24 protein-coding genes are annotated in these 26,159 nt (G+C 68.0%); 9 read left to right on the top strand and 15 right to left on the bottom strand.

Features of this window, described 5'->3' with window-relative positions; all coding sequences use genetic code 11:
• Positions 1-12: 12 nt before the first annotated feature.
• From J3367_RS08545 to J3367_RS08535, 3 genes are all read right to left on the bottom strand, one after another.
• Entirely contained in the window at positions 13-975 is a 963-nt protein-coding gene (locus J3367_RS08545; protein ID WP_024349715.1) for a substrate-binding domain-containing protein, read from the bottom strand.
• 3 nt (positions 976-978) lie between these two features.
• On the bottom strand, positions 979-1,713 hold the full coding sequence (locus J3367_RS08540) for a c-type cytochrome (protein WP_024349714.1): 735 nt from the start codon (positions 1,711-1,713) through the stop codon (positions 979-981).
• 180 nt (positions 1,714-1,893) lie between these two features.
• Positions 1,894-3,741, bottom strand: coding sequence for a methanol/ethanol family PQQ-dependent dehydrogenase (locus J3367_RS08535; protein WP_029702842.1), 1,848 nt, complete (start codon positions 3,739-3,741; stop codon positions 1,894-1,896).
• Between the two features lie 647 nt (positions 3,742-4,388).
• Here J3367_RS08535 and J3367_RS08530 point away from each other — a divergent pair.
• Both J3367_RS08530 and J3367_RS08525 read left to right on the top strand, forming a co-directional pair.
• Complete coding sequence (locus J3367_RS08530; RefSeq protein ID WP_421460693.1) at positions 4,389-5,357, top strand: quinoprotein relay system zinc metallohydrolase 2; 969 nt, start codon at positions 4,389-4,391, stop codon at positions 5,355-5,357.
• Positions 5,358-5,478: 121 nt separating this feature from the next.
• Positions 5,479-6,369 carry a quinoprotein dehydrogenase-associated SoxYZ-like carrier gene (locus tag J3367_RS08525; protein ID WP_024349711.1) on the top strand — a complete coding sequence of 297 codons (891 nt, stop codon included), beginning with the start codon at positions 5,479-5,481 and terminating at the stop codon, positions 6,367-6,369.
• Positions 6,370-6,445: 76 nt separating this feature from the next.
• On the opposite strand, the gene J3367_RS08520 is transcribed toward J3367_RS08525, so the two are convergent.
• The 6 genes from J3367_RS08520 to J3367_RS08495 all read right to left on the bottom strand — a co-directional run bounded on the left by J3367_RS08520 (position 6,446) and on the right by J3367_RS08495 (position 11,817).
• Complete coding sequence (locus J3367_RS08520) at positions 6,446-6,892, bottom strand: hypothetical protein (RefSeq protein WP_024349710.1); 447 nt, start codon at positions 6,890-6,892, stop codon at positions 6,446-6,448.
• 143 nt (positions 6,893-7,035) lie between these two features.
• Positions 7,036-7,197, bottom strand: coding sequence for a hypothetical protein (locus J3367_RS08515; RefSeq protein WP_085931402.1), 162 nt, complete (start codon positions 7,195-7,197; stop codon positions 7,036-7,038).
• A 57-nt stretch (positions 7,198-7,254) separates the two neighbouring features.
• A complete protein-coding gene (locus J3367_RS08510) occupies positions 7,255-8,217 on the bottom strand; it encodes a beta-propeller fold lactonase family protein (RefSeq protein ID WP_024349709.1) in 963 nt (320 codons plus the stop codon).
• Entirely contained in the window at positions 8,217-8,756 is a 540-nt protein-coding gene (locus J3367_RS08505; protein ID WP_029702838.1) for an SRPBCC family protein, read from the bottom strand. Before J3367_RS08505 ends, J3367_RS08510 begins: the two co-directional genes overlap by 1 nt.
• A 156-nt stretch (positions 8,757-8,912) precedes the next feature.
• Positions 8,913-9,659, bottom strand: coding sequence for an IclR family transcriptional regulator (locus J3367_RS08500; RefSeq protein ID WP_244495371.1), 747 nt, complete (start codon positions 9,657-9,659; stop codon positions 8,913-8,915).
• Positions 9,660-9,741: 82 nt separating this feature from the next.
• Positions 9,742-11,817 carry a 3-hydroxyacyl-CoA dehydrogenase NAD-binding domain-containing protein gene (locus J3367_RS08495; RefSeq protein ID WP_024349706.1) on the bottom strand — a complete coding sequence of 692 codons (2,076 nt, stop codon included), beginning with the start codon at positions 11,815-11,817 and terminating at the stop codon, positions 9,742-9,744.
• Positions 11,818-12,090: 273 nt separating this feature from the next.
• Here J3367_RS08495 and pimC point away from each other — a divergent pair, with 273 nt between their 5' ends.
• Positions 12,091-13,296 carry a pimeloyl-CoA dehydrogenase large subunit gene (gene pimC, locus J3367_RS08490; RefSeq protein WP_024349705.1) on the top strand — a complete coding sequence of 402 codons (1,206 nt, stop codon included), beginning with the start codon at positions 12,091-12,093 and terminating at the stop codon, positions 13,294-13,296.
• A 101-nt stretch (positions 13,297-13,397) separates the two neighbouring features.
• Positions 13,398-14,546, top strand: coding sequence for an acyl-CoA dehydrogenase family protein (locus J3367_RS08485; protein WP_024349704.1), 1,149 nt, complete (start codon positions 13,398-13,400; stop codon positions 14,544-14,546).
• Positions 14,547-14,551: 5 nt separating this feature from the next.
• Here J3367_RS08485 and J3367_RS08480 read toward each other — a convergent pair whose 3' ends face one another.
• Positions 14,552-14,842 (bottom strand): BrnA antitoxin family protein, encoded by a 291-nt coding sequence (locus tag J3367_RS08480; protein ID WP_024349703.1) that lies wholly within the window; start codon positions 14,840-14,842, stop codon positions 14,552-14,554.
• Positions 14,793-15,287 carry a BrnT family toxin gene (locus tag J3367_RS08475; RefSeq protein ID WP_169513618.1) on the bottom strand — a complete coding sequence of 165 codons (495 nt, stop codon included), beginning with the start codon at positions 15,285-15,287 and terminating at the stop codon, positions 14,793-14,795. Before J3367_RS08475 ends, J3367_RS08480 begins: the two co-directional genes overlap by 50 nt.
• A 280-nt stretch (positions 15,288-15,567) precedes the next feature.
• On the opposite strand from J3367_RS08475, the gene ggt reads away from it, so the two are divergent.
• A complete protein-coding gene (gene ggt, locus J3367_RS08470; protein WP_024349701.1) occupies positions 15,568-17,334 on the top strand; it encodes a gamma-glutamyltransferase in 1,767 nt (588 codons plus the stop codon).
• A 130-nt stretch (positions 17,335-17,464) separates the two neighbouring features.
• Positions 17,465-19,249, top strand: a complete 1,785-nt coding sequence (locus J3367_RS08465; protein WP_024349700.1) for an adenylate/guanylate cyclase domain-containing protein — start codon at positions 17,465-17,467, stop codon at positions 19,247-19,249.
• A gap of 119 nt (positions 19,250-19,368) precedes the next feature.
• On the opposite strand, the gene J3367_RS08460 is transcribed toward J3367_RS08465, so the two are convergent.
• From J3367_RS08460 to J3367_RS08450, 3 genes are all read right to left on the bottom strand, one after another.
• A complete protein-coding gene (locus J3367_RS08460; protein ID WP_024349699.1) occupies positions 19,369-20,043 on the bottom strand; it encodes a type 1 glutamine amidotransferase domain-containing protein in 675 nt (224 codons plus the stop codon).
• A 27-nt stretch (positions 20,044-20,070) separates the two neighbouring features.
• Positions 20,071-21,102 (bottom strand): NADP-dependent oxidoreductase, encoded by a 1,032-nt coding sequence (locus tag J3367_RS08455; protein WP_421460687.1) that lies wholly within the window; start codon positions 21,100-21,102, stop codon positions 20,071-20,073.
• A 288-nt stretch (positions 21,103-21,390) separates the two neighbouring features.
• Positions 21,391-21,888: a lactoylglutathione lyase family protein gene (locus J3367_RS08450; protein ID WP_024349697.1), complete on the bottom strand. Its 498-nt coding sequence runs from the start codon at positions 21,886-21,888 to the stop codon at positions 21,391-21,393.
• A gap of 103 nt (positions 21,889-21,991) precedes the next feature.
• On the opposite strand from J3367_RS08450, the gene J3367_RS08445 reads away from it, so the two are divergent.
• A complete protein-coding gene (locus J3367_RS08445; RefSeq protein ID WP_024349696.1) occupies positions 21,992-22,888 on the top strand; it encodes a LysR family transcriptional regulator in 897 nt (298 codons plus the stop codon).
• A gap of 148 nt (positions 22,889-23,036) precedes the next feature.
• Here the strand turns inward: J3367_RS08445 and pncB are convergent, their stop codons facing one another.
• The gene (gene pncB, locus J3367_RS08440; RefSeq protein ID WP_024349695.1) at positions 23,037-24,341 is read right to left on the bottom strand and encodes a nicotinate phosphoribosyltransferase; all 1,305 of its coding nucleotides are present in this window, start codon (positions 24,339-24,341) and stop codon (positions 23,037-23,039) included.
• A 257-nt stretch (positions 24,342-24,598) separates the two neighbouring features.
• On the opposite strand from pncB, the gene J3367_RS08435 reads away from it, so the two are divergent.
• Positions 24,599-25,276: a glutathione S-transferase family protein gene (locus tag J3367_RS08435; RefSeq protein ID WP_024349694.1), complete on the top strand. Its 678-nt coding sequence runs from the start codon at positions 24,599-24,601 to the stop codon at positions 25,274-25,276.
• 110 nt (positions 25,277-25,386) lie between these two features.
• Entirely contained in the window at positions 25,387-26,112 is a 726-nt protein-coding gene (locus J3367_RS08430; protein ID WP_029702836.1) for a class I SAM-dependent methyltransferase, read from the top strand.
• Positions 26,113-26,159: the final 47 nt, after the last annotated feature.

The raw sequence follows: 26,159 nt of genomic DNA, 5'->3' as shown, positions 1-26,159 counted from the left end.
GGCCCGGGCGGGTCACCCCTTCGGCTCGGGGCTGGCCGCGGTATCCGTCGCGTCGGCCGGAGCCGTCACGTCGGTAGCCTGCGCCTTCTGCGGCAACGGCAGGTCCTGGGCGGTCTTGCCCGATTGCGACAGGATCGGCTGGTCCGCCTCGTCGAGCAGCGGCACGCCATAGGCCAGCAGGATCTCGTTGATCTCGCCCTGATAGTCGCGGATCGCCCGGTTGAGCGTGCGCTTCCATTCCTGGTCGGAGGCCCGCACCCCCATGGTGATGCGATAGGCGAGGGCCGGGCCCGGACCTTCAGCCACCAGCGGCACGACGGTGTAATCGGCATCGGCGAGCTTGGCGTAATAGCCGGCCATCGGGCCCCAGAGCACGGCCGCGTCGATGTCGCCGGTGCCGAGATCGTCGATCATCGACTTGGCGGAATTGTCGACCCGCGTGTCGATCATCAGCTGGTAGGGCTTGGCCCGGCCGATCAGCCCGGCGCGGGCCAGATAGGTTGCCGGCGGCGTGCCCGCGACGATGCCGATCCGCTTGTCCTTGAGCTTGGGGTCGGCGATCGTCGTTACCCCGGCGAGGGCGCCATCCTCCGGATAAACCAGCGCGTAGGAGGTGCGGTAATAGGCATTGGTATTCTGGACGAGTTCGTCACCCTGCGGGTAGCTGATGATCACGTCGCAGAGATTGGAGCCGAGCGTCATCCGCACGAAGCCGGTGGCCTGCGGGAAGTAGGAATAGCTCACGGACTCGCGGTCGAGCTTGTCGGCCAGAAGCTCGGCGATTGCCTGCTCCATGCCCTGTTCGGCCTGGTTGGAGAAGGGCATGTTGTTCGGGTCGGCGCAGACCCGCAGGACGTTCGGATCGACGAGTTCGATCTCGCCGCCGAACTCGCGATCCTGCGCTGCCGCCGGAAACGACATCGCGAGCGCCAGAACGCTCGCGATGCCGGCAGATGTCCTCGACACTGCTGTCATGCCTTAAAATCCCAGACAGTCGTACTCTTCCTGCTGGGCCTCCTTGTTGTTGGCGATCCGCTTGGGCTCGCCCCGCCCGATGGTGCCGTCTGCGCGGCCCCGCAGGTAGATGTAGATCGAGTCCAGCGAGCACATCACGTTGGGATCCTCGCCCCAGGCCGGCATGATGGAGTTGCCGGCGCTCCACTTGTTCTGCTGGCCGCCGACGACGATGCCGGCATAATCGTAATAGGTCAGGTCCTGCAGGGACTCCGCCAGATTGGGGGCGAAGGACGAGCCCATGCCGTCCGGGCCGTGACACTGCATGCAATTGGCCATGTATTTCTTGTAGCCGCGCCAGGCGTACCAATCGACCTTGCCATCGGGTGCGACGACATAGGTCGGGTTGCCGGCCGGATCGGCATTCTTGCCGAGATCGCCTTCCGTCGGCGCATTGCCTTCGGTGGCCGTATCCTTGGACGGATGGGCGTCGGGCTTCATGTGCTCGGCGGATGCCATTTCGGCATCGCCGCTGGCCGGGGCCGTCTCGGCGGCAGCCGCCTCGGGGGCCTTGTCGGCGGCGGCGGGCGCAGCCGTTGCGGTCGCCGCGGCGGCACCGCCTGTCTCCGCGGCCGGCGCTGCTGCGGCAGGCGCCGCTTCGCCGGCGGGAACGACCGTGGTGCCACTGTCCTGCGCGATGGCCAGGGTGCTGGCCGACAGGAGGGCGGCGCCCATGATCGCGATCAACTTGCTGTTCATTCAAGGCCTCATGTTGACAACCGGGCCACTCAAGCGGCCCGAGCTTCGGACGATGCGCGCGGATGGCGCGCACCCTCCCCTCCCAAAAGCGAAGGCCCGAGGTCGAGGTCGATGCCTGACGACGGGCCCTCCAGTCATGCGGAGGGCCCCGCCCTGTTCAGAGCGAGGCCCCTTGTCAGCTTACTTGCTCGCGGTCTGGTCCGGGACGGTGAAGACCGTCAGCTGACCACCGAGCGCGGTGTACTTGGACAGGGCTGCATAGCCGCCGACCGCGCCGAGACCGGCGTTGGGATCGGTGAGGCCTGCCGCCAGGCCGATGCCGGCCCAGCCGCCGATGCCGGACAGGATGCCGACATACTGCTTGCCGTCGTTCTCGTAGGTCATCACGTTGCCGATGATGCCCGACGGGGTCTTGAACTTGTAGAGTTCCTCGCCCGTCTGCGCGTTCACCGCCTTCAGGTAACCCTCGAGCGTGCCGTAGAAGACGATGTCGCCTGCGGTCGCCAGAGCGCCGGACCACACCGAGAACTGCTCGGGCAGCGACCAGACGATCTCACCCTTGCCGGCGTCCCAGGCGATGAAGTTGCCCATGCCGCCATGGCTGTTCGGCGCCGGGTACATCGACAGGGTCGCACCGACGTAAGGCTGTCCGGCGGTGTAGGCCACGCGGAACGGCTCGTAGTCCATGCAGACGTGGTTGGTCGGCACGTAGAACAGCTTGGTCTCCGGCGAATAGGCCGCCGGCTGCTGGTCCTTGGTGCCGAGCGCGGCCGGGCAGATGCCGGTCGAGTTCACGTCTTCGCCGTTCTGCTCGGTCGAGTATTCGGCGACCACCTGCGGACGGCCGTACTGATCGGACTCCTTGTCCATGACGACTTCCGTCGCCCAGTTGACGGCCGGGTCGTACTTCTTGGCCACCAGGAGTTCGCCGGTCTCGCGGTCGAGGGTGTAGGCGAAGCCGTTGCGGTCGAAGTGGACGAGCGCCTTGCGCTCGGAACCGTCGACATCGATGTCCGCGAGGATCATCTCGTTGACGCCGTCGAAGTCCCACTCGTCATGCGGGGTCATCTGGTAGACCCACTTGGCCATGCCGCTGTCGGCATCGCGGGCCATGATGGTCATCGACCATTTGTTGTCGCCCGGGCGCTGGGCCGGGTTCCAGGTCGAGGGGTTGCCGGTGCCGTAGTAGATCAGGTTCAGGTCCGGATCATAGGCGAACCAGCCCCAGGTGGTGCCGCCACCGATCTGCCACTGGTCGCCTTCCCAGCTGTTGAGCGAGGAATCGGCGCCCACCGGCTCGCCGAGAGCCATGGTCTTCTCGGGGTCGAACAGCATCTCGTCGTCCGGACCGGTCGAGTAGGCACGCCATGCCTGCTTGCCGTCGGAGAGATTGTAGGCGGTGACCGAGCCACGTACGCCGAACTCGCCGCCGGAAATGCCGATCAGCACCTTGTCCTTGAAGACCATCGGCGCGGCCGTGCCGGTCTCGCCCTTGGACGGGTCGCCGTTCTGGACGGACCAGACCTGCTCGCCGGTCTTGGCGTCGAGCGCCACGACGGTGGTGTCGGCCTGGTGGAGGATGACCAGGTCCTTGCCGCCGTCACCCTGCGCCGGGGCATAGGCGACGCCGCGGTTGACGGTGTCGCAGCACATCACCGGGATGACGTTGGGGTCCTGCTTCGGCTCATACTTCCACGAGATCGAGCCGTCGTCGGACAGATCGAGGGCGTAGACCATGTTGGGGAACGGCGTGTGGACATACATCATGTCGCCGACGACCAGCGGGTTGCCCTCGTGACCGCGCAGCACGCCGGTCGAGAAGGTCCAGGCCGGGACCATGTCGCCGACATTGTCCTTGTTGATCTTGTCGAGCGTCGAATAGCGCTGGTTGGCGTAGTTGCCGGTCGGCATGACCCACTGCGCGGCATCGCCCTGCAGTTCCTGCAGTTTATCGTTGGCGGAGGCGGTGCCCCCGATACCAACGAGCAGGCTGGATGCAAGTGCAGCCTTCGTGATGAGCTTCAACATTCACTGTCCTCCCAAGGAACTGTGCCGGCGACGGCTGGCGGCAGGATTGCCGACATACGTCGAACCATCGGTAGCGTCGGGGGAAGGTTTCCGGCAGCGTGTCACGACCGCCAATAGGGGTCTTGGTGGGCACCGTTGATCAACGCCCTACCGTGGCCTTCGAGATTCGCAGCGCTCCCAACACTGCGACCTTGAAGCCGGAAACCATGGAAGGATGCTAGTTCGGGAAATTTTCCTGCGCAAGCGCCGAATGCCACTTTTCCTGTGTGCGCTGCAGCATTTCCTGGGTGCAGTGCAGTGGAAGCGCTGCATTCATCTCGCTATCCGGCACATAAGCCGACAAAATACCGTTGTTTTTGCGAGATATACTGTCCGAAGCGCCGAAAGTCGCGACGAGGCGCCGCAGGACTGCCCGGATGTTCTGCAACCCGATCGGGGAATGACCCCGCGCGCCGTCGGCAATTCACGCGTGATACTAAAGTGGCAGGACAGCCAATGGTCGAAACGCCGGAATCATCTCGCTCGGCGCTGCGATCAACGGCGCATGGGCAAGGTTTGTCGACCGCGCGGTCGTCGAACGGCCGGACGAAGCCCTCCCCGTCACGTCCAGTTGAAGCAGCGGCGCGCTTGCCCTGCGGCATCGCCGCGTGCCTGATACCGGGATGATCTGGACCTCGCCCTCCACCCTGCGCCGGCTGCCGGCGGCGCTGCTCGCTTCGATGCTGCTCCTCGGCGCGGCGCTGCCTGCTGCCGGCGAATCGGCACCCGGCTTCGAGGAGATCGCGCCGGGCATTCATGTGCGGGCCGGGCTCGTTGCCGAAACCACGCCAGACAATCACGGCGCCATCGCCAATCTCGGCTTTATCGTCGGCGCGGATTCCGTCGCGATGATCGACAGCGGCGGCAGCATCGCCGATGGCGAGGCCGCGCTGGCGGCGATCCGCGCCGTGACCGACAAGCCGGTCCGCTATCTGATCAATACCCACATGCATCCCGACCATGTGTTCGGAAATCAGGTCTTCGCGGCCGCGGGCGCGACGATCATCGGTCATGCCAAGCTGCCGGCCGCCCTCGGGGCCCGCGCCGAGCACTACAAGATGTCGATGCGCGAACAGCTCGGCCCCGAAGCCGCCGAGGCGGTGGCGGTCACCCTGCCCGACGAGACGGTGGCCGACACGCGCCGCCTCGATCTCGGCGGACGCATCATCGAACTGCGCGCCTGGCCGACCGCCCATACGGACAACGACCTGACCGTCTTCGACGAACAGACCGGCACGCTATTTGCCGGCGACCTGGTGTTCATCGCGCATGTGCCGGTGCTGGATGGCTCGCTGAAGGGCTGGCTCGCCCGGATCGCCGACCTTCGCGACCTGCCCGCCGAGCGGGTGGTGCCCGGCCATGGCCCCGCCAGCGCGCCGTGGCCGCAGGCACTCGAGGCCGAGACGGCCTATCTTGAGGCCCTGGCCGCCGACCTGCGGGCGGCCATCGCCGCCGGCGTGCCGCTGTCCGAGGCGGTGGAGACGGCGGGCGCGGGCGAGGCCGACCGATGGCAGGTGTTCGACGCCTTCAATGCCCGCAACGCCACGGCCGGCTTTGCCGAACTCGAATGGGAGTGACGGCGCCCGGCGGGCGCTGATCGTCAAGTGTTGATCGGTGCCGGCCTTGCCGTCGAAGCCACCGGCGGTCAGATTGACCGCAAGCGAACGGGCACTCGCAGGACATAACCGGGAGGTTCTCATGCCGAAGGCTCTATTCGGGGCGCTGCCGCATTCGACATCGGCGACCAGAGCGGGCCGCGCGGCCCGGCTCGGCGGCGTCGTGACGCTCGGACTGGCCGCGGCCTTCGGCGCCTTTTCCGCCGGCAGCACTGCGTGGGCGGCATCGCCGGAAGAGATCGCGGCAGCGGCGGATTCGGCCTGGCCCGGCCTGAAGGGCGACCTCTTCGGCGACCGCGAACTGGTCGAGGGCAGCGACGCGATCGCGCTGGACGCGCCGGCCCGGGCGACCGACCCGGCCATCGTGCCGATCAAGGTGACGCTCGATCCGGCCCGCGACATCCGCCGCGTCACCCTGGTCATCGACGAAAATCCCGCCCCGGTGGCGGCGACCTTCGAGATCGCGCCGGGCGCGGGTCTCACCGAGCTGTCCACCCGCGTGCGGGTGAATGCCTATACCGACATCCACGCCGTGGCCGAGGCGGCGGACGGCACGCTCTATGTGACGAAGCAGTTCGTGAAGGCGGCGGGCGGCTGTGCCGCGCCGGCGGCCAAGGATCCGGAAGTCGCGGCCCGCCAGATGGGCCAGATGAAGCTGCGGCAGTTCGCGGCGGCGGAGGACGCAGCCGACACCGCCCGCAACGAGGCGCAGCTGATGATCCGGCACCCGAACAATTCCGGGCTGCAGAAGGACCAGGTGACGCTGCTCTACATCCCGGCGCATTTCGTGTCGGAGCTGGCCGTCACCCACGGTGGCGAGCCGCTGTTCTCGATGACCGGCGGCATCTCGATCTCGGAAGATCCGAGCTTCCGCTTCGACTATGCGGGCGCTCCGGCACTGCCCTTCCATGCGAAGGCCACCGACACCGAGGGCAATATCTTCGAACAGACCTTCACCGCCGGCCAGTCCTGATCACGACCTGAACGCGGCGCTTGACGCGCCGGTCTTGCTGGACCGCCTGGCCGACGGGTGAAGGCAGGCGTCGCCGTCAGTTGAAGCAGCGGATCTCGGCTTCGGCCTGGGCGCGGCGCAGGTCGGCGACCGTCGCCTTGGCGTCCGCGCTGGAGCGGAACAACACCCCCTTCTCGCCGGTGACCTGGCCCATCGACAGATAGGTCGAGGCGTCGACATAGCGCTGATAGGGCAGCAGCGTTGCGACCACGTCGAAGGAGCAGGAACACTGCTCCAGCGCGGTGCGGGTGTTGCCGTTGCTGGACATGCAGCCGAACACGTAGTCGGCCGTCGCGGTCGTCGGGTAGTCCGCGGTGGCGGCGTTCGGCACGCTGCCGGTGACCGGCACCTTGGCCGACCCGGCTTCGCCGACGATCACCTGGGGCGGCTGCGGCGACTGTGCGGCGGCCGGCAGGGTGGCGAGCGCCGCAAGGCCGGCGGCGACCACTGCCATCGTCAGCCCCAGCGCGTTGATTCGTCCCATCTTGGCTCCTCCCGATTTTCCGTTCCCTACCCGGCAGGCGGGACCGAGCTCTCGCCTGCCTTATGCAGCCTTGTGCCGTCCGATGCCGCATGGGCGCCCTCCCGGTCGCCCTTGCCGGCCCGGCGTCGCAGCACCGCGACCGGCTAGAAATGCCGCCCGATCGTATTGCCGAAGCCGGCCCCGATCGCGATCCCGACGGCGATGCCGAGCGCCACATTGTCCAGGACGAAGGCGCCGAGCAGCGCCCCCAATCCGGTTCCGATTGCGGCACCGAAAGCGATGCCGCCATAGCGATTGTCCGTCATGGCATGTCTCCTTCGCGCGGGAATCTGGCGCAAGAGTCTGGCCATGATGTGATATCGTCAGGGCGCCTTGCCGATGAACTCCCCGAAGGCGCGCGGGCCGTCGCCGACCTCGACGCTGCCGACCACCTCCAGCGTGCCGGCATCGATCTTCGACAGCGTGTTGTCGAACCAGTTGGCGACATAGACGAAGCGCCCGTCGCTGCCGACATCGATGCCTTCGGGATATTCGCCGGTTTCCAGTTGCTCCAGACGCGTGCCGGTCGCCGCATCGAAGACGGTGACGGTGCTGCCATACTGGTCGGTGACGAACACCTTGCCGCGGCTTTCGGCCACCGCATAGGGGTGCGAGCCGACCGGGACCGTGGACGTGACCGCATGGGTCGCCACATCGATGATGCTCACGTCGTCGCTGCCGACATTGGCGGCATAGACCCTCTTGCCATCCGGCGAGATGGTCACGCCGAAGGGCCGTTCGCCGACCGCAACGCGGGCGATGGCCGCGCCGGTCGCCGTGTCGATGAAGGAGACCTGGTTGGAATCGCGGTCGGCGGTGACGACCATCTTGCCGTCGGCGCTGACGGCGACGCCGGAAGGCGATTCCCCGGTCTCGAAGGACCCCACCACCTTGCGCGTCCCGGGATCGAGAACCAGCAGCGAATGGGAAAACCAGTCGGCGACATAGACCGGTGCGCCGGACGGATGCACCGCGATGCCGAGCGGCCCGCCGCCGGTGGCGATCTCGCCGATCGTCTCGCCGCTTGCGGTGTCGACGATGCTGATCGCCTTGTCCTCGGGCCGCGAGACATAGGCGCGGCGGCCATCGCTGGAAACCGCGATCCCCGCCGGCTTGCCGGTCACGGCGATGGTCTTCGTCACGGCCATGGCGTCGAGATCGACGAAGGCGAGTTCTCCCGCCTCCTGGCTGGTGACATAGGCGATGTCGCCGGCCGCGGCCGGCAGCGACCAGAGCAGCGCGGCGACGAAGGCCGCCTTCGCCCCGCTCGCTGCGACGCGCCGCATCAGGAGCCCGATTCGACGGTCGCCTTCAGATTGTCGAGACCCTCGCGGATATAGGCGGTGACCCCTTCCACGGCGGCTTCGTCGTTCAGCTCGGCCGGCGGATCATTGTTCGGATAGCCGCGATAGAAGGCGGCGCGCCACTGCACCTCGGACCCGGCGCCGTCCTTGGCCGGCTTGACGGTGATGGTGGAGGAATAGTTCGTCGCCGGCAGCAGATCGACATTCACATGGCCGATGAAGGTCGAGTAGCTCATCTTGGTGGCGTCGTATTTCGACAGCTCCTCCTCCATCATGCCGCCGTCGGTGAAGCCGAGGGTGCGGATCGAGCCCTTCTCGTTGCCCTTGGGGGCGTCGGTCATGGCGATACGCGGATGCCAGGACATGTCGCCGAACTCGGCGATCTTGGCCCAGACCTTGTCCGGCGCTGCGTCGATCGTGACGGTTTCGCTCGCCTTCTGGCGGGTCGGGCCATGCGCGAGGGCCAGTCCCGGCAGGACGAAAAGCGCGACGATGAAGCTGATGATGCGTGCTGCCACGATCGGGGTCTCCCATTGAGTGTGACCGACCGGTCCGGTGCCCAAAACCGACGCGGATTGCGGCGAAACCTATTGCCATCGCGCTGGAAGGAAAAGGGACTTCGTCCCATGCGCGACGATTTTCCTATGCGCATCGCGAAAGCCGGCGGCGCGGCGCGGCTACAGTCCCAGCGCGCCGCGCACCGCTTCAGCCGTGCGCTTCAGCTTCGGCCCGACGTCGCTGCGCAGCCGCTCGGCCGGCAGCGCGAAGGCCGGGCCGCCGCAATTCAGCGCAAAGGCGAGACCGCCGGTACCGATGGCCAGCGGCACGCCGACGGCGTTGACCTCGCGCTTCCAGTCGCCGGCCGAGACGACGAAGCCCAGCGCCCGGAAATCCTCGAGCGCCGCGGTGATCCCCGCCTCCATCGCCGGCCAGGCCTCGCCCTCGCGGCTCGCCAGCTTCGCCATCAGATCGGCGCGATCGCGGTCCGGAAGGCCGGCGAGATAGGCTCGCCCGATGGCCGAGGTTGCGAGCTTCAGATGGCTGCCGACGTCGAGATCGACCCGGATGGCGCTCGATCCCCGGCAGGCCTCGACATAGAGCATCGCCATGCCGTCGCGGGTCGCCAGGGCGACCGAGCACTGGGTCTCGTCGGCCAGCGCCTGCATGAAGGGCCGCGCCACGTCGCGCACCCCGAGCGAGCCGAGCGTGGCGAAGCCGAGGGCGAGCGCGCCCGGCCCCAGCCGGTAATTCGCCGATTCGGGCAGATGCACGAGATAGCCGAGGCGGCTCAGCGTGTAGGTGAGGCGCGACACGGTCGCCTTGGGCAGGCCGGTGCGCCGGGCGATCTCCTGATTGCCGAGCGCGCCGTCGTCGCGGCGGAACGAGCGCAGGACGTCGAGGCCGCGCACCAGCGCGGTGACCATGCCGGGATCATCCTCCGGCGCTGGTCCCTCTGCCGTTGCGTCCGCGTCCCGCCTGCGCATCGCCGGGCCCTCCGCCGCGTTCTCAGGCGGCGCCGGTGAAGGAGCCGCCCTCGCGCACGATCCGCTCCAGCATCGGCGCCGGCGCGAAGTCCTCGCCGAAGCGCGCCTCAAATTCGCGCATCTTTTCGAGGATCACGTCGGGTCCGATCGTGTCGGCGGTGAACATCGGCCCGCCGCGATAGACCGGCCAGCCATAGCCGTTGATCCAGACCACATCGATATCCGAGGCGCGCTGGGCGATCCCCTCCTCGAGGATCTTCGCGCCCTCGTTGATCATCGGATAGACCAGCCGTTCCAGGATCTCGTCGTCACCGATGGCCCGGCGCTCGAAGCCCTCCTCGCGCGACTTTTCAAGGATGATCTCCTCGACCATGGCCGAGGGCGAGCCCTTGCGGTTCTCGTCATAGTCATAGAACCCGGCTGAGGTCTTCTGGCCACGGCGATCGGCCTCGCAGAGCCGTTCGCGGATGGTCTCGCCCCTCGACGTCTCACGGTTCCAGCCGAGATCGAGCCCGGCGAGATCGGCCATCTGGAACGGCCCCATCGGCAGGCCGAAATCGGTCAGCACCCGGTCGACGTCCCAGGGCATCGCCCCTTCCAGGATCAGCTTGTTGGCCTCGCGCTGGCGGGCCGACAGCATGCGGTTGCCGACGAAGCCATGGCAGACGCCGACGAGCACCGCGGTCTTGCCGATGTCGCGGCCGATCTTCATCGCCGTGGCGATGACGTCCTTCGCCGTCTCCCCGCCGCGCACGACCTCCAGCAGCTTCATGATGTTGGCGGGCGAGAAGAAGTGCATGCCGAGCACGTCTGCCGGCCGCTTCGTCACCGACGCGATCTCGTCGATGTCGAGATAGGAGGTGTTGGAGGCGAGGATCGCGCCGTCCCTGGCGATCGCGTCGAGGCGCGTGAAGATCTCCTTCTTCACCTCCATCTCCTCGAAGGCGGCCTCGATGATCAGGTCGCAATCGGCGAGATCGTCGAATTCCAGCGACGGCGTCAGGAGGGCGTTGGCCTTTTCGGCGTCCTCCGCGCGGATGCGGCCCCGCCGGACCGAGGCGGCGTAGTTCTTGGCGAGGGTGCCGGTGCCGCGGTCGAGCGCCGCCTGGGCCTGCTCGACGATGGTGACGGGAATGCCCGCCGACAGGAAGTTCATGGCGATGCCGCCGCCCATGGTGCCGGCGCCGATGATGCCGACGCGGCCGATCTTGCGCGTTGGCGTGTCGGCGGGAATGTCGGCGATCTTGGCAACGGCGCGGGTGGCGCCGAAGACGTAGCGCTGGGCCTTGGACTGGGTGCCGCCCAGCAGTTCGACGAAGATCTCGCGCTCGCGGGCCAGCCCTTCGTCGAAGGGCAGACGCGCGGCATTGGCGACGGCGTCCATCGCCTTCTCGAAGCTTTCGAAGCCGCGCATCTTGCGGCCATGGCGCTCGCGCGCATCCGCCAGCGCGGCGTCCACATCCTCGCCGTCGAGACGCTGCGCCTCGTCCCGGATCCGGCGCAACGGCCGGCCTTCGGCGACGATCGCCTTGGCGAAGCGCAGCGCCTCGGCGCGCAGGTCGCCGGCCGCCAGCTCGTCGACGATGCCGAGGGTCACCGCGCTCGCCGCGCCGACCGGCGTGCCGGTGAGGATCATGTCGAGGGCGCGGGGCAGGCCGACCAGCCGCGGCAGACGCTGGGTGCCGCCGGCGCCGGGGATGATGCCCAGCTTGATCTCGGGCAGGCCGACCTTGGCCGAGGGCGAGGCGATCCGGTAATGGCAGGCGAGCGCCAGCTCCAGCCCGCCGCCGAGCGCCGTGCCGTGCAGCGCCGCGATCACCGGCTTGTCGAGGGCCTCGATCTGGTCCTGCAGATCCTGCAGCGTGGGCGCCGCGATCGGCTTGCCGAACTCCTTGATGTCGGCCCCGGCGATGAAGGTGCGGCCAGCGCAGATCAGGACGATGGCCCGGACCGCCGGGTCCGCGGCGGCTGCCTCCAGCCCTGCCGCGACGCCTTCGCGCAGGATGTGCGACAGCGCGTTGACCGGCGGGTTGTCGAGCGTCAGCACTGCGATCTCTCCCTCGACGTCCAGCGTCGTGGCGGGATTGATTGTCGTCATGAAACGGTCCTGGATTAGCTGGCGGGCCGGGCCCTGCGGAGAAGGCAGCCGGGGTTGCGGGGGGCGGCAAACTGCCCGGACGGGAGCGCCGCGTCGTCGTTGACAGAGGCTAGGGCGATTTCTACCTTGCGGCAATTGCAAAACCGAATTCCACGATGCGGAATCCGGGGCGCGGATCGCAGGGCCACTTCTGCTCCACGAGGGACCGGAAGCGAAGCCCGCGGCGGGTCCGCCTGCCCCCGCATCGCCCTTCACCGACAAGGATGGACACAGATGGACCTTCGCTTCACCGACGAAGAGGTCGCGTTCCGCAACGAGGTCCGCAGCTTCATCCGCGAGAACGTGCCCGCCGACGTGACGGCGGCGCTGCGCGACGGGCGCCACGTGTCGAAGGACGGCATGGTGCGCTGGACCCGCATCCTCAACGCCAAGGGCTGGTCTGTGCCCCACTGGCCAGTGGAGCATGGCGGCACCGGTTGGTCGCCGATCCAGCAATACATCTTCCAGGACGAGATGCAGCAGGCGCCGGCGCCGCAGATGCTGCCCTTCGGCCACAACATGGTCGCCCCGGTGATCTACACCTTCGGCAACGACGCCCAGAAGGCGAAGTACCTGCCGCGCATCGCCAATCTGGACGACTGGTGGTGCCAGGGCTTCTCCGAGCCGGGTGCCGGCTCCGACCTCGCCAGCCTGACGACCCGCGCCGTGCGCGACGGCGACCATTACGTCGTCAACGGCCAGAAGACCTGGACGACCCTGGGCCAGCATGCCGACTGGATCTTCTGCCTGGTGCGCACCGATCCCGACGCGCCGAAGAAGCAGATGGGCATCTCCTTCCTGCTCATCGACATGACGACGCCCGGCGTCACCGTCCGGCCGATCCAGACCATCGACGGCGGCCACGAGGTCAACGAGGTGTTCTTCGACGACGTGCGCGTACCGGTCGAGAATCTCGTCGGCGAGGAGAACAAGGGCTGGGACTACGCCAAGTTCCTGCTCGGCCACGAGCGCGTCGGCATCGCCCGGGTCGGCGGCTCGAAGGAGCGGATCCGCCGCCTGAAGGAGATCGCCCGGCTGGAGTTTGCCGGCCAGATACCGGTCTGGGAGAACCGCCGGTTCCGCGAGAAGGTGGCCGCCGTCGAGGTCGAGCTGAAGGCGCTGGAGATGACCCAGCTGCGCGTCGTTTCGGCCGAGGCCAAGCGCGGCCATGACGGCAAGCCCGACCCCGCCTCCTCGATCCTGAAGATCAAGGGATCGGAGCTGCAGCAGGCGACGACCGAGCTCCTGATGGAGGCGATCGGCCCCTATGCCCTGCCCTACGAGGCGGAGCGCGAGGACGGCCGCAACGAGCCGCCGATCGGACCGGACTACGCCGCCTCGCTGGCGCCCGCCTATTTCAACTACCGCAAGGTGTCGATCTACGGCGGCTCCAACGAGATCCAGAAGAGCATCATCGCCAAGGCGATCCTCGGCCTCTGATCGCGCCGGCGCCCGCCGCGTCGGTCCTTCGCCCTTCCCTCATTCGCCGGCTCAGGCGCGCAATCGCGCCGCCGGCCCCGCCAGCAGCAGGACGCCTTGCAATGGATTTCGACCTTTCCGACGAACAGACCATGATCCGCGATTCGGTCGAGCGGCTGATCCAGGACCGCTACGGCTTCGAACAGCGCGGGCGCTACCGCGCCGAGGAGCCCGGCTTCAGCCCGGCCATGTGGTCCGCCTTCGCCGAGCTCGGCCTGACGGCGGTGCCCTTCGCCGAGGACGATGGCGGCTTCGGCGGCGGCCCGGTCGAGACGATGATCGTCATGGAGGCCTTCGGTCGCGGCCTCGTGGTTGAGCCCTATCTCGCCTCGGTGGTCATGGCCGGCGGCGCGATCCGCCATGCCGGATCGGACGCGCAGCGCGCAGCATGGGTGCCGGGCCTTGCCGACGGCTCGACCCGCCTCGCCTTTGCCTTTGCCGAGCGGAGCATGCGCTACGATCCGGCCGCCGCGGCCATGGCGGCGACGGCGTCCGGGGACGGCCACACGCTGACCGGCGAGAAGTCGCTGGTGCTGCACGGCGACAGCGCCGACGGCTTCGTCGTCCTCGCGCGCACCGGCGGGTCCGCCGGCGACCGCTCGGGCCTCGGCCTGTTCCTCGTCCCCGCCGATGCGCCGGGCCTGTCGCGCCGGGGCTACCCGACGCAGGACGGCATGCGGGCCGCCGAGCTGACCTTCGACGGCGTGTCTGTGCCCGCCGACAATGTCCTCGGCGATCCGGCGGGCGCGTTGCCGGTGGTCGAGCGGGTGATCGACGAGACCATCGCCGCGCTCTGTGCCGAGGCCGTCGGGTCGATGCAGCGCATGCACGAGCTGACCATCGCCTATCTGAAGGAGCGCAAGCAGTTCGGCGTGCCGATCGGCGGCTTCCAGGTGCTGCAGCATCGCGGCGCCGAGATGTACATGGCGCTGGAGCAGGCCCGCTCGATGATGCTCTACGCCACGATGAACGCCTCCGAGCCCGACGCCGCCACCCGGCGCGAGGCGATCTCCGCCGCCAAGGTGCAGATCGGCCGGTCGGCCAAGTTCATCCGCGAAAGCGCCGTGCAGCTCCATGGCGGCGTCGGCGTCACCATGGAATACGAGGTCGGCCACCACATGAAGCGCCTCGCCATGATCGACCTCGCCTTCGGCGACGCCGACCACCATCTGGAGCGGCTTGGCGAAAACGGCGGCCTCGCCGCGCTGTAGCGGGCTCAGCCGTCTCGGCGCACGACCTCTTTCAATGCGGCGTTGATCCGGGATTGCCATCCGGGCCCCGTCGCGCGGAAGTGTCGGACGATCTCGGGATCGAGCCTGAGCGTCAGCCGGGTCTTGGGGTCGCGGGACGGCGGACGGCCGCGGCCGCGCGTGACGGTGCCGGCTGCGGGTCGGATCACCCGCTCGCCGTCGGCGAGTTCGGCACGGTCCAGCATGTCATCGGACCATTCCGGCGCATCATCGGGGTCGTTCCAGACGGCTGCGGACTCTTCGGGCTTCACGGTCATGGCAATGCCTCATCGAAATCACGTGGCGCATCTCGCCGCGCGGCGTCCAGACGATCATCACGATCCGGTCGTCCAGAATACCGTAGGTCTGGAACCGGGCTTCGCCGTAGTCGCGCCGGTCGTCGGCGAGCGTCAGCGTTCGCCCTGCGAAAGCCTGCGCCGCGTCGTAGAAATCGAGGCCGCGTTCGCGAAGTGTCCGCGCGCGTTTCGCCGGGTCGCAGCTGATCTCCACATGAATTAATGTAGCGACGTTTATTCGCACGAGCAACGTCCGGAGCGGCGTCGATGATCGACGTGGTTGCGGAAATTTCCGTTCGCAGTCGCACGATTTGAACGCGGAGGCATGGGTCCTCGGGTCAAGCCCGAGGATGACGCGCGTTGGGATGATGGCGGCTTGCTGGCAACGTCGCCACCGTCCTTCAACGGCATCGCCGTCATCTGGCATTGCCTTCACCAGGCATCGCTGCGGTCGCCATCGCAGTCGGACACCAAGCAACGGCATTTGCGATAAGGCACCCCCATCAAACAAGGTCGTCATCCTCGGGCTTGACCCGAGGACCCATGCCAAATCGCCGCCACCGCTGCCGACGTGTGGATACCGTCGCCCCCTCCGACCTCGCCCTCGCACTACGCGACGTCGCCCCCATCCCGCGCCACCTCCCACACCCACCTTCCACCCCGCCCCGTCGCGCGCTAGCTTTCGACACCATCGGGAGGATCGCGCCATGCGTCGTTTACCGCTTGCCGGGCTGTGGCTCGGCGTCTGTCTTGCCATCACCGGATCGGCCTTCGCCCAGGAGCAGGCCGCCGATCGCGTCCAGCCGGAGATCGCGACCGAGGCGTCCGACAAGGCGCTGGTGCGGGCCGAGCGGCAGATGGTGGCGGCGGCCAATCCGCTGGCGGCAAAAGCCGGTCTCGCCATCCTGCGCGACGGCGGCAACGCCATCGACGCCATGGTGACGACGCAGCTCGTGCTCGGCCTGGTCGAGCCGCAATCCTCTGGGATCGGCGGCGGCGCCTTCCTGGTCTATTTCGACGCCGAGGCGGGCCGGCTGACCACTTTTGATGGCCGCGAGACCGCGCCGGCGGCGGCGACGCCGAAACTCTTCCTCGACGCGGCCGGCGAGCCGCTCGCCTTCTACGATGCCGTCGTCGGCGGCCGCTCGGTCGGCACGCCCGGCACGGTGCGGCTGCTGTTCGACACCCATGAGCGCTACGGCAGGCTTCCGTGGGCTGCCATCGTGCAGCCGGCGATCGACCTCGCCCGCAAGGGCTTCGCCGTCTCGCCGCGGCTCCACGAGCTGATCGCCGAGGATGCCGAGCGGCTGTCGCGCTATCCCGGCACGAAAGGCTATTTCTTCGGCGCCGACGGCGCGCCATTGCCGATCGGGACCATCCTGACGAATGCCGCCTATGCCGACACGCTGGCGGCGATCGCCGAGAAGGGCGCGGGCGGCTTCTACGCCGGCCCGGTGGCGCAGGGCATCGTCGATACGGTGCGCAACGCCCCGGGCAATCCCGGCGTGCTCGCGCTTTCCGATCTCGCCAACTACGCCATCGTCGAGCGCGAGCCGGTCTGCGTCGTCTATCGCAGCGTCGATGTCTGCGGCATGGGGCCGCCCTCCTCCGGCGCGCTGACCATCGGCCAGATCCTCGGCGTGCTGGCGCCGCACGACATGGCCGCCCTCGGGCCCGACAGCGCCGAAGCCTGGCGGCTGATCGGCGACGCCTCGCGCCTCGCCTTCGCCGATCGCGGCCGCTACATGGCCGACAGCGACTTCGTGCCGATGCCGCAGCGGGGCCTGCTCGATCCCGATTATCTCTCCGGGCGGTCCGCGCTCCTGTCCGGCGATAGCGCGCTGGCGGACGATGCGGTCGCCCCCGGCATGCCGCCCTGGGACCACGCCATGCTGCTCGGCGACGACACGGCCATCGAGCTGCCGTCCACCAGCCATTTCGCCATCGTCGATCCGGACGGCAACGTCGTCTCCATAACGACGACCATCGAGAACGGCTTCGGATCGCGGCTGATGACCGGCGGCTTCCTGCTGAACAACGAACTGACCGACTTTTCCTTCGCCACCCATGACGCGGAGGGGCATGTCATCGCCAATGCCGTGGCGCCGGGCAAGCGGCCCCGCTCGTCCATGGCGCCGACCATCGTCATGCGCGACGGCGCGCCGGTGATCGCCATCGGCTCGCCCGGCGGCAGCCGCATCATCGGCTATGTGGCGCAGGCGCTGATCGCCATGCTCGACTGGGAGATGGACGTGCAGCAGGCGATCGCCATGCCGCATCTGGTCAATCGCTTCGGCACCTTCGACGTGGAGGCCGGCACCGGCGCCACGGCGCTGGCCGCCCCGCTGCGCGATCTCGGCTTCGAGGTGAACGAGACCGATCTCGATTCCGGCCTGCACGGCATCGTCATCACGGCCAACGGGCTGGAAGGCGGAGCCGATCCACGCCGCGAGGGCGTGGCGGTTGGCGACTGAGATTTCGCGGGCCGGGCGGCACCGGCGTGCCCGGTTCGGCTGGCCGTCAGCCGGCTGAGTTTTCCATTGGCCGGCCTTCCGCAAGTCTGGTAAAACCCAGCCGTTCGCTCCAATAGGAAACGCGTCGACCATGACGCCCCTGCGCCGGCTTGCAGCCATCCTGTCACTGGATGTCGAAGGCTTTTCCGGTCTGGTCGAGGCTGACGAAACCGCAGCCCTCGCCGCGGTCGAACGCGCCTACAAGCGGTTCGTGCGCCCCACCGTCGGCGAGTTCGGCGGCGACATCTTCAAGACCAGCGGCGACGGCGTGCTCATCGAATTCGGCAGCGCCGTCAACGCCGTCCAGTGGGCAGCGCGCTTCCAGCGAGCGCTGCTCGCCGACCGCCAGCAGCACAGGCCGGCGCTGCCGGTGCGGATCGGCATCGTTATCGGCGACGTCGTCGTCACCGAGCACGACCGCTTCGGCGAAGGCGTGGTGCTGGCAACCCGCGTGCAGCAGATCTCGCCGGCCGGCGGCATGGCCATCAGCCGCGGCGTGTTCGAATATCTGCAGGGCAAGACCGATCTCTATTTCACCGGCATCGGCCCCTGCGAACTGAAGGGCTACGCCCGGCACGAGCCGATCTGGGTGTGGACGCCCAAGGTGATCAGCGCCAGCCGGGCACGCCGCATCGCGGTCCCCGACCCGCACACCCAGCCGTCGGTGGCGGTCATGCCCTTCGACAATCTCAGCGGCGATCCGGGACGCGACAATTTCATCGACGGCATGGTGGAGGAGGTCACCGCCAGCCTTGCCCGGGTCCGCGAGTTCCTTGTCATCGCCCGCCAGTCCGCCGCCACCTACCGGGGCAAGTCCCTGGGAGCGAAGGAAATCGCGGCCGAGCTCGGCGTGCGCTACATCCTGCAGGGCAGCGTGCGCTTTTCCGACCGGCGCATGCGCGTGTCGCTGAATCTGGTGGATGGCGAGACCGCGCTGCAGATCTGGAGCGAACGGATCGACGCGGAGATCGACGATCTCTTCCAGGTCCAGGACTACATCGCCGAGACGGTCTCCGGCGCCCTGCATCCGACCATCCGCCGCGCCGAGATCGAACGCGCCCGGCGCCGGCCGCCGGACAATCTCGTCGCCTACGACCTCGTCATGCGGGCGCTGCCGCATCTGTGGGCGCATCGCCACGACGAGAACGACCTCGCCATCGGGCTGATCGACGAGGCCCTGACACTGGAGCCGGACAACGGGCGCGCGGCGGCGATCGGCGCCTGGGCCCATGCCCAGCACATCGCCTATAACTGGGCGAACGATATCGGCGAGCAGCGAACCCGCGGACGGGCGCTCCTGGACCGCACGCCGGGCCGCATCGACGACGACCCCCTGGCCCTCACCGCCGTGGCCACCGCCACCATGCTGATCGAGGCGGATCTGGAGCGGGCGAACGCGCTGTTGGACCGGGCGCTGGATCTCGACGTCAATCATGCCTGGGCATGGACGCGGCGGGGTTTCGCCCGCGTCTATGCCGGCCAGCCGGACGACGCCTTCGCCTGTTTCGAGCGGTCGCTGCGGCTGTCGCCGCTCGACCCGTTCGCCTTCAACTCGTTCATCGGCATCGGCCTGGCGCATTTCGCCTCCGACCGGCCCGATGAGGCTGCCCGCTGGACGCGGCGGGCGCTGGCGGAAAAGCCGGGCATGACCTGGCCGCATCGCGATCTGGCGGCCTTTCTCGGCGCCTGCGGCCAGGAGGCGGATGCGCGCCTGGCGCTGGACCGCTTCACCGCCAGCCGTGCCGGCACGAGCATCGCGACCGTGCGCGATGCGCTGCGCTTCATGAACGGGGCGCTTCTCGATCGCTATTGCGCCGGGCTTGCGGCCGCGGGACTGGACGAACGCGAGGATATCAGGCTGCGCGCCGCGACGTGACCTAGACCTTTCGGTCGACGTACGACTTAAAGGCAGCGGACAGCAAAAGGCGGAGGCAACCGGGGCTGCCTCCGCCTTGCTTCAACGTCTCGGAGCGCCGCAGGGCGCTTCCTTCAGGCTCAGAGGAAGGTCAGCAGCTTGCGCGCGGCTTCTTCCGAGGAGGCCGGGTTCTGGCCGGTGACCAGCTTGCCGTCGGTGACCACGAAGGACGCCCAGTCGTCGCCCTTCTGGTAGTCGCCGCCATTGGCGGTCAGCATGTCCTGGACGAGGAACGGCACGACGTCGGTCAGGCCGACGCCCTCTTCCTCGGTGTTGGTGAAGCCGGTCACGGTGCGGCCCGCGACCAGCGGCTTGCCGTCGGCGGTCTGGGTGTGACGAAAGACGGCCGGGGCGTGGCAGACCGCGCCCACCGGACGATCGCTTCGCGCGAAGGTCTCGATCAGCCGGAGGCTGTCGGCGTCCTCGGCAAGATCCCAGAGCGGGCCGTGGCCGCCGGGAAAGAAGATCGCGTCGAAGCCGTCGGCATCGACCGAGGAGAGAACCTGGGTGCTCGCCAGATCCTGCTGCGCCGCCTTGTCGAGCTTGAAGCGCTTGGTCGCGTCGGTCTGCGCGTCTTCGGAATCGCTCATCGGATCGAGCGGCGGCTGGCCGCCCTTCGGCGAGGCCAGTGCGACGTCGGCGCCCGCGTCCTTGAAGACGTAATAGGGTGCAGCGAATTCCTCGAGCCAGAAGCCGGTCTTCTTGCCGGTGTCGCCGAGCTGGTCATGCGACGTCAGAACCATCAGAATTTTCATGGTTGGTACCCTTCGAATGTGTCGGTTTCAGTCAGCGAGGTGGATGACGCGCTTGCCGAACGCTTCACCCTTCAGGAGGCCAATGAACGCGCCCGGCGCCTGTTCCAGCCCGGAGATCATCTCCTCGCGGTAGTGGATCTTCCCGTCCTTCACCCAGGCGCCCATCTGTTCGGCGAATTGCGGGTAGAGATGGCCGAAATCGTCGAAGACGATGAAGCCGCGCATGGTCATGCGCTTGCGCAGGATCTGGCCCATCAGATAGTTCATCCGGTCCGGGCCGTCGGGCAGCGAGGTGGCGTTGTACTGGGAGATCAGGCCGCACACCGGGATGCGGGCCGAGGGGTTGAGCAGCGGCAGCACCGCGTCGAAGACCGCCCCGCCGACATTCTCGAAATAGATGTCGATGCCGTCGGGCGCCGCGTCCTTCAGGGCGTCGGCGAAGCCGTCGGCCTTGTAGTCGACGCAGGCGTCGAAGCCGAGCGTCTCCACCACATGGGCGCATTTCTCCGCTCCGCCGGCAATGCCGACGACGCGGCAGCCGAGGATCTTGCCGATCTGCCCGACGGTGGCGCCGACCGGGCCGCTGGCACCGGCGACGACCAGCGTCTCACCCGGCTTCGGGGCGCCGATCTGCGTCAGGCCGGCCCAGGCCGTCAGGCCCGGCATGCCGAGGACGCCGAGCGCCCAGGACGGGTTCTCGGGATTCCTGCCCATGTTGATGACGCCCTTGCCGTCGGACAGGGCGTAATCCTGCCAGCCGCCGAAGGCGACCACCCAGTCACCCTCGCCAAAGCCGTCGACATTCGAGGTGACGACCTGCGCGACGGTGCCACCCACCATGACCTCGCCGATCTCCACCGGCGCGGCATAGGACGGCGCGTCGCTCATGCGGCCGCGCATATAGGGGTCGAGGGAGAGGTATTCGTTGCGCAGGAGCATCTGCCCGGCGCCGGCTTCCGGCCGCTCGACCGTTTCCAGGCGCAGCGTGTCGTCATTCGGCTCGCCCCTGGGGCGTTCGGCCAGCACATAGCGGCGATTGACTTCGGTCGACTGGGTCATGGTGTCCTTCCGGATAATGTGGATCGGTCGGGGCTCTCGCCCGCGACCGCCGACGACAACGGCCGACGGTGGCGAACCACGGCGTCGGCCGGCATCGGCAATGTCGGTCGGGACGTCCCGCGTCCCGTGATGCGCCTAAGCTGTGGTCCCGGTCGTCGAATGCAATCCCGACGCACCGTTCATCGGCAGGCGGACAGGCGCCCGGCTGGCGCGCCCTAACGGCACAGGCCGGCACCGCCGGAGACGATGCCGGCCTGCTCGTGCCGTAGGGCCCGGGGATCGGCCGGATCAGGCGTAGGCACCCGCCGAATAGGTCAGCTCGTAGCTGTGGCTGTAGATCTCGAAGACGATGCCGAAGGGGTCCTCGACATAGACCATCCGGTAGGGCTTCTCGCCGGGGAAATATTCGCGCACCGGCATGCGCTGGCGACCGCCCGCCGCGACGATCTTTGCCAGAAGCCCCTCCAGATCGGGGTCCTGGATGGCGAAATGGAACATGCCGTGCCGGCGGAACGGCAGATTGTCGTCGGGCGCCTCGTTGCCGTCGAATTCGAACAGCTCGAAGCCGATGCGGTCGGCCGTCGCCAGATGGGCGATGCGCAGCGACCGCCAGCCGGGGCCGAAGACGTCGGTGCACATCTGGCCGATGTCGCTGTCATCCTCGGTCACCGTGGTCGGCGCCATGATCGTGTAGAAGCCCATGACCTCCGTGTAGAATGTCACGGCCGCGTCGAGGTCGGGGACGGACAGGCCGATATGGGAAAAGCTGCGGGGTGTCGGGAGCATCGTGCGATCCTTCGCTGGAATTGGCTGATCCCGAGATAGGCCTTTGCTGTCCTTGCGTGAAATTATCGTTTGAACGGTTTTCCATAACATTTCACAATGAGCCATGCTGAACGCCCAATGGCTCGAGACCTTCACCACGCTTTGCGAGACCGGCCATTTCACCCGGACGGCCAGTCGGCTCGCCATGACCCAGCCGGGCGTGTCCCAGCATCTGCGCAAGCTGGAAGAGCAGCTCGGTCAGAGGCTGATCACCCGTGACGGCAAGAGTTTCAGCCTGACCCCGGCGGGCGAGGTCGTCCTAGCCATGGGGCGGGCGCGGCGCGCCGAGGAACAGGCCTTGCGCGCGGCCATCCTGCGCGACGATGCCGATGTCGGAGCGGTGGCGATCGCCTGTTCGGGCAGCTTCGCCATGCGGCTCTTCCCGCAGCTTCTGCCGCGCATGGCAGCGGCGCCGCAACTGACGATCCGGCTGGAGGCCGCGCCCCAGGAGCGGGTCCTTTCGGGCGTTGCCGACGGCGCCGTCGATCTCGGCATTGTCGATCATCCGCCGGGGCATGCGCGCCTCGCCGCGGAGCATCTGGGCCGCGAGGAGCTGTGCCTCGTCCTGCCGGCGGCCACGGAGAACCGTCCCGTCAGTTTCGCCGATCTGGACGCGCGTGGCTTCATCGCCCATCCCGACGGCTTCGCCTATGCCGACGAATTGTTCGCGCTGAACTTTCCGGAGGCCTTCAAGGGCGCCGATCGCCTCAAGGTCCGGGCGCATGTGAACCAGATCAACCAGATCCCGGCACCGGTTGCGGCAGGCATCGGCTACACGCTTCTGCCGCGCAGCGGTGTCGAGGCCTATCCCGGCCGCGACAGGCTGCGCATCGTGATGCTGCCGCAGCCCCGCCACCACGATCTCTGGCTGATCCAGCGCCGCGGCCGGGTGCTGCCGGCGCGGGTCAGTGCGGTCGCCGGCCAGATCCGGGCGACCGCCGCCAGCCTCTCGGGCGGCTGACGCGCAGCCTGGACAGGCGTCCCTGTGTCGATGCAGCGCCGGCGGTCTAATAACCCTGCTTATGATAAGCAATTCATAGCACGGCCGTCGACACGGATTTCCCCGCCGCCATCGGCGACAGGGTTATCGACCGGTCATGCCGGCCTGTTCAGACCGCCAGCGCGCGCTCGGCATAGGCGGCTTCGCCGAAGACCCGGTGGTAGCGCGCCACAGCCTCGGGATCGCCGCTGGTCTTGGCCGGATTATCGGAAAGCTTCACCGCCGGCCGGCCATTGGCGGACGTCACCTTGCAGACCAGCGAGATCGGGTCGAGCCCGGTGCTCGGCTCGGGCGAGGCGCCGCGGAAATCGTTGGTCAGATTGGTGCCCCAGCCGAAGCTCATGCGCACCCGGCCCTCGAAATGCCGGTAGGTCCGCTCGATCGTGTCGGAATCCATGCCGTCCGAGAACACCAGCAGCTTGTCCTTGGGGTCCTGCCCCATGCGCTTCCACCAGGCGATGATCTCCTCGCCGCCCTCGATGGGGGGCGCGGAATCCGGCCGGAAGCCGGTCCAGGAGGCCAGCCATTCCGGCGCATTCTGCAGGAAGGCGGAGGTGCCGAAGGTATCGGGCAGGACGATCAGCAGGTTGCCGCCATAGTAGCTCTGCCACTCGCGCAGCACCTCGTAGGGCGCCTGGCGCAGTTCGGCGTCGCTGCCGGCGAGCGCCCCCATCACCATGGGCAGTTCATGGGCGTTGGTGCCGATGGCCTCCAGATCCGTTTCCATGGCCAGGAGCACGTTGGAGGAGCCGAGGAAGCGGTCGCCGAGCCCTTCCTTCAGGGCCTCCACGCACCAGCGCTGCCACAGGAAGGAGTGCCGCCGGCGCGTGCCGAAATCGGAAATGCGCAGATTCGGCAGGGCCTGCAAGCGCTCGACCTTGCCCCACATCTTGGCCTTGGCGCGGGCATAGAGCACGTCGAGCTCGAAGCGGCCGAGATCCTTCATCGCGGCGCGCGAGCGCAGCTCGTTGATGATCGCCAGCGCCGGGATCTCCCACATCATGGTGTGGGTCCAGGGACCGTGGAAATCCAGCTCGAACTGGCCGTCGACCCGGCGCAGCTCGTATTCCGGCAGGCGGAAATCCTCCAGCCATTCGAGGAAGTCCGGCCGGAAGATCTGCCGCGTCCCGTAGAAGGTGTTGCCGGCGAGCCAGATCATCTCCCGCTTGGTGAAGGAGAGCGTGCGCACATAGTCGAGGTTTTCGCGCAGCTCCTGCTCGTCGACGATCTCGGCGAGGCGCACATGCTTCGAGCGGTTGTTCAGCGAGAAGGTCGCCTGCACGTCCGGGTGCTGCCCCCGGATCATCTGCAGCATCAGGAGCTTGTAGAAATCCGTGTCGAGCAGGCTGCGCACGATCGGGTCGAGCTTGAACGTGTGGCTCCAGACCCGGGTTGCGATATCCGTGGCCACCATGCCGGCCTCCTCAAAGTTCCCGGATGCCGCCGCCCATGCCTGCGGCACCCCCTCCGTGCGGGTCCATCGCCAAGCCGTTACATGACTTGCCCATCGGGATAAAGCGTGCGGATGAAGCGCCTGCCGCCCGGCCGCTCACTGGCGACGGCTCGGCATCGCGTCGGCGGCCAACGATGAACGCAGCGTCGTCCTTGCCTTCGGCCCCCTCTGTCACAGCATATGCGGTCGACAATCTGCCAATGGGGGACCTCGCACAGATGCTGAAATTCTACTTCCACCCGACGCCGAACCCGATGAAGGTCGCGCTCTTCCTCAAGGAAGCCGGCCTCGATTTCGAGCTTGCGCCGGTCGACACGCTGAAGGGCGAACAGCACGAGGCCGCGTTCCGGAAGATCAATCCCAACGGCAAGCTGCCGGCGATCGAGGACGACGGCAAGCGCGTCTTCGATTCCAACGCCATCCTGCTCTATCTCGCCGACAAGCACGGCAAGTTCGCCGGCAAGGCCGAGGATCGCGGCGAGCTCCTGTCTTGGCTGATGTTCATCGCCACCGGTGTCGGCCCCTATTCCGGCCAGTCGGTGCATTTCCGCACGGTCGGCAAGGACAAGTCCGACTATGCCGCCAACCGCTATCTGCGCGAGGCCCAGCGGCACTACCAGGTGCTGGACGACCATCTGGCCGGCCGCGAATTCTTCGTCGGCGACGACTACACCATCGTCGACATGGCGGCCTGGGGCTGGATCGACCGCGCGAAGATGGTGCTGGGCGAAGGCGAACTCGCCAATTACCCGAACCTGTCGCGCTGGTTCGCGGCCATCGATGCCCGGCCGGCCGTGGCCGAGGCCCGCAAGGTGGGCAGCGATGTCGGCTTCAAGTCGGAGCGCGACGAAGCCGCCCTGCGGGCGCTGTTCCCGCAGAACTACCCGGCCGGCTGATCCGGTCCGCCGGAGCGCCCCGGCGCTCCGGCCCTTGCTCGCCGGCTCCTGGCCGTTATCGTCGCGCCGGGGTGGGAATCGTCCTGTCCCGCATGCTGCAGGAACCGGCCATGAGCGATCCGAAGACCCTCCAGAGCGCCCTGAACACCGCCTTTACGGCCGGCGACACCGCCGCCGTCATCGGCGAGGTGCTGGCCGGGGAAGCCGCCGGCTCGGTGCTCGACATCGGCTGCGGACGCGGTGCGCTTGCCCGCAGCCTCGTGAAGCGCGGCTTCGCCGTGACCGGGATCGACCCCAGCGAGGCGGCCATCGCCGCGGCCCGCGACAACGTCCCCGAGGCCCGTTTCGAAGTGGCGGCGGCCGAAGCCCTCCCCTTCGACGATTCCGGCTTCGATGCCGCCGTGATCCTCAACGCCCTGCACCACGTGCCGGTCGCCGCCATGGCGACGGCGCTTGCGGAAGCTGCGCGCGTCACGAAGCCGGCCGGCACGGTGCTGATCGTCGAGCCCCTGGCGGAAGGCCCGTATTTCGAGGCGATGCGCCCGGTCGAGGACGAGAGCGAGATCCGCGAGGCAGCCGGCGTCGCGGTGGCCGATGCGGTGCGCAACGGCAGCTTCGTCCTGCGCGGCAACGTCGTCTATCAGCGCAGCGAACGCTTCCGCGACGTCGCCCAGTTCATCGAGCGGCTGGAAGCCGTCGATCCGCTGCGCGCGGCTGCCGTTGCGGACAATCGCAGCGCGGTGGAAGCCCGCTTCGAGGCTGAAGCCGAGACCGAGGACGGCATGCGCGTCCTGGCCCAGCCGCTCCGCGTCTACTGGCTGCGCACAACCGGCTGAGGCCGCGGGCGCCGTCATGCGCACCGGCCGCCCAGGGGCGTCCTCAA

Origin of the sequence: Aurantimonas sp. NFXS3, assembly GCF_049132005.1 — a bacterium.
In the GTDB taxonomy this organism is placed as follows: domain Bacteria; phylum Pseudomonadota; class Alphaproteobacteria; order Rhizobiales; family Rhizobiaceae; genus Aurantimonas; species Aurantimonas coralicida.
Note: the sequence above shows the minus strand (reverse complement) of the source record. Positions and strands in the feature narration are given on the sequence as shown.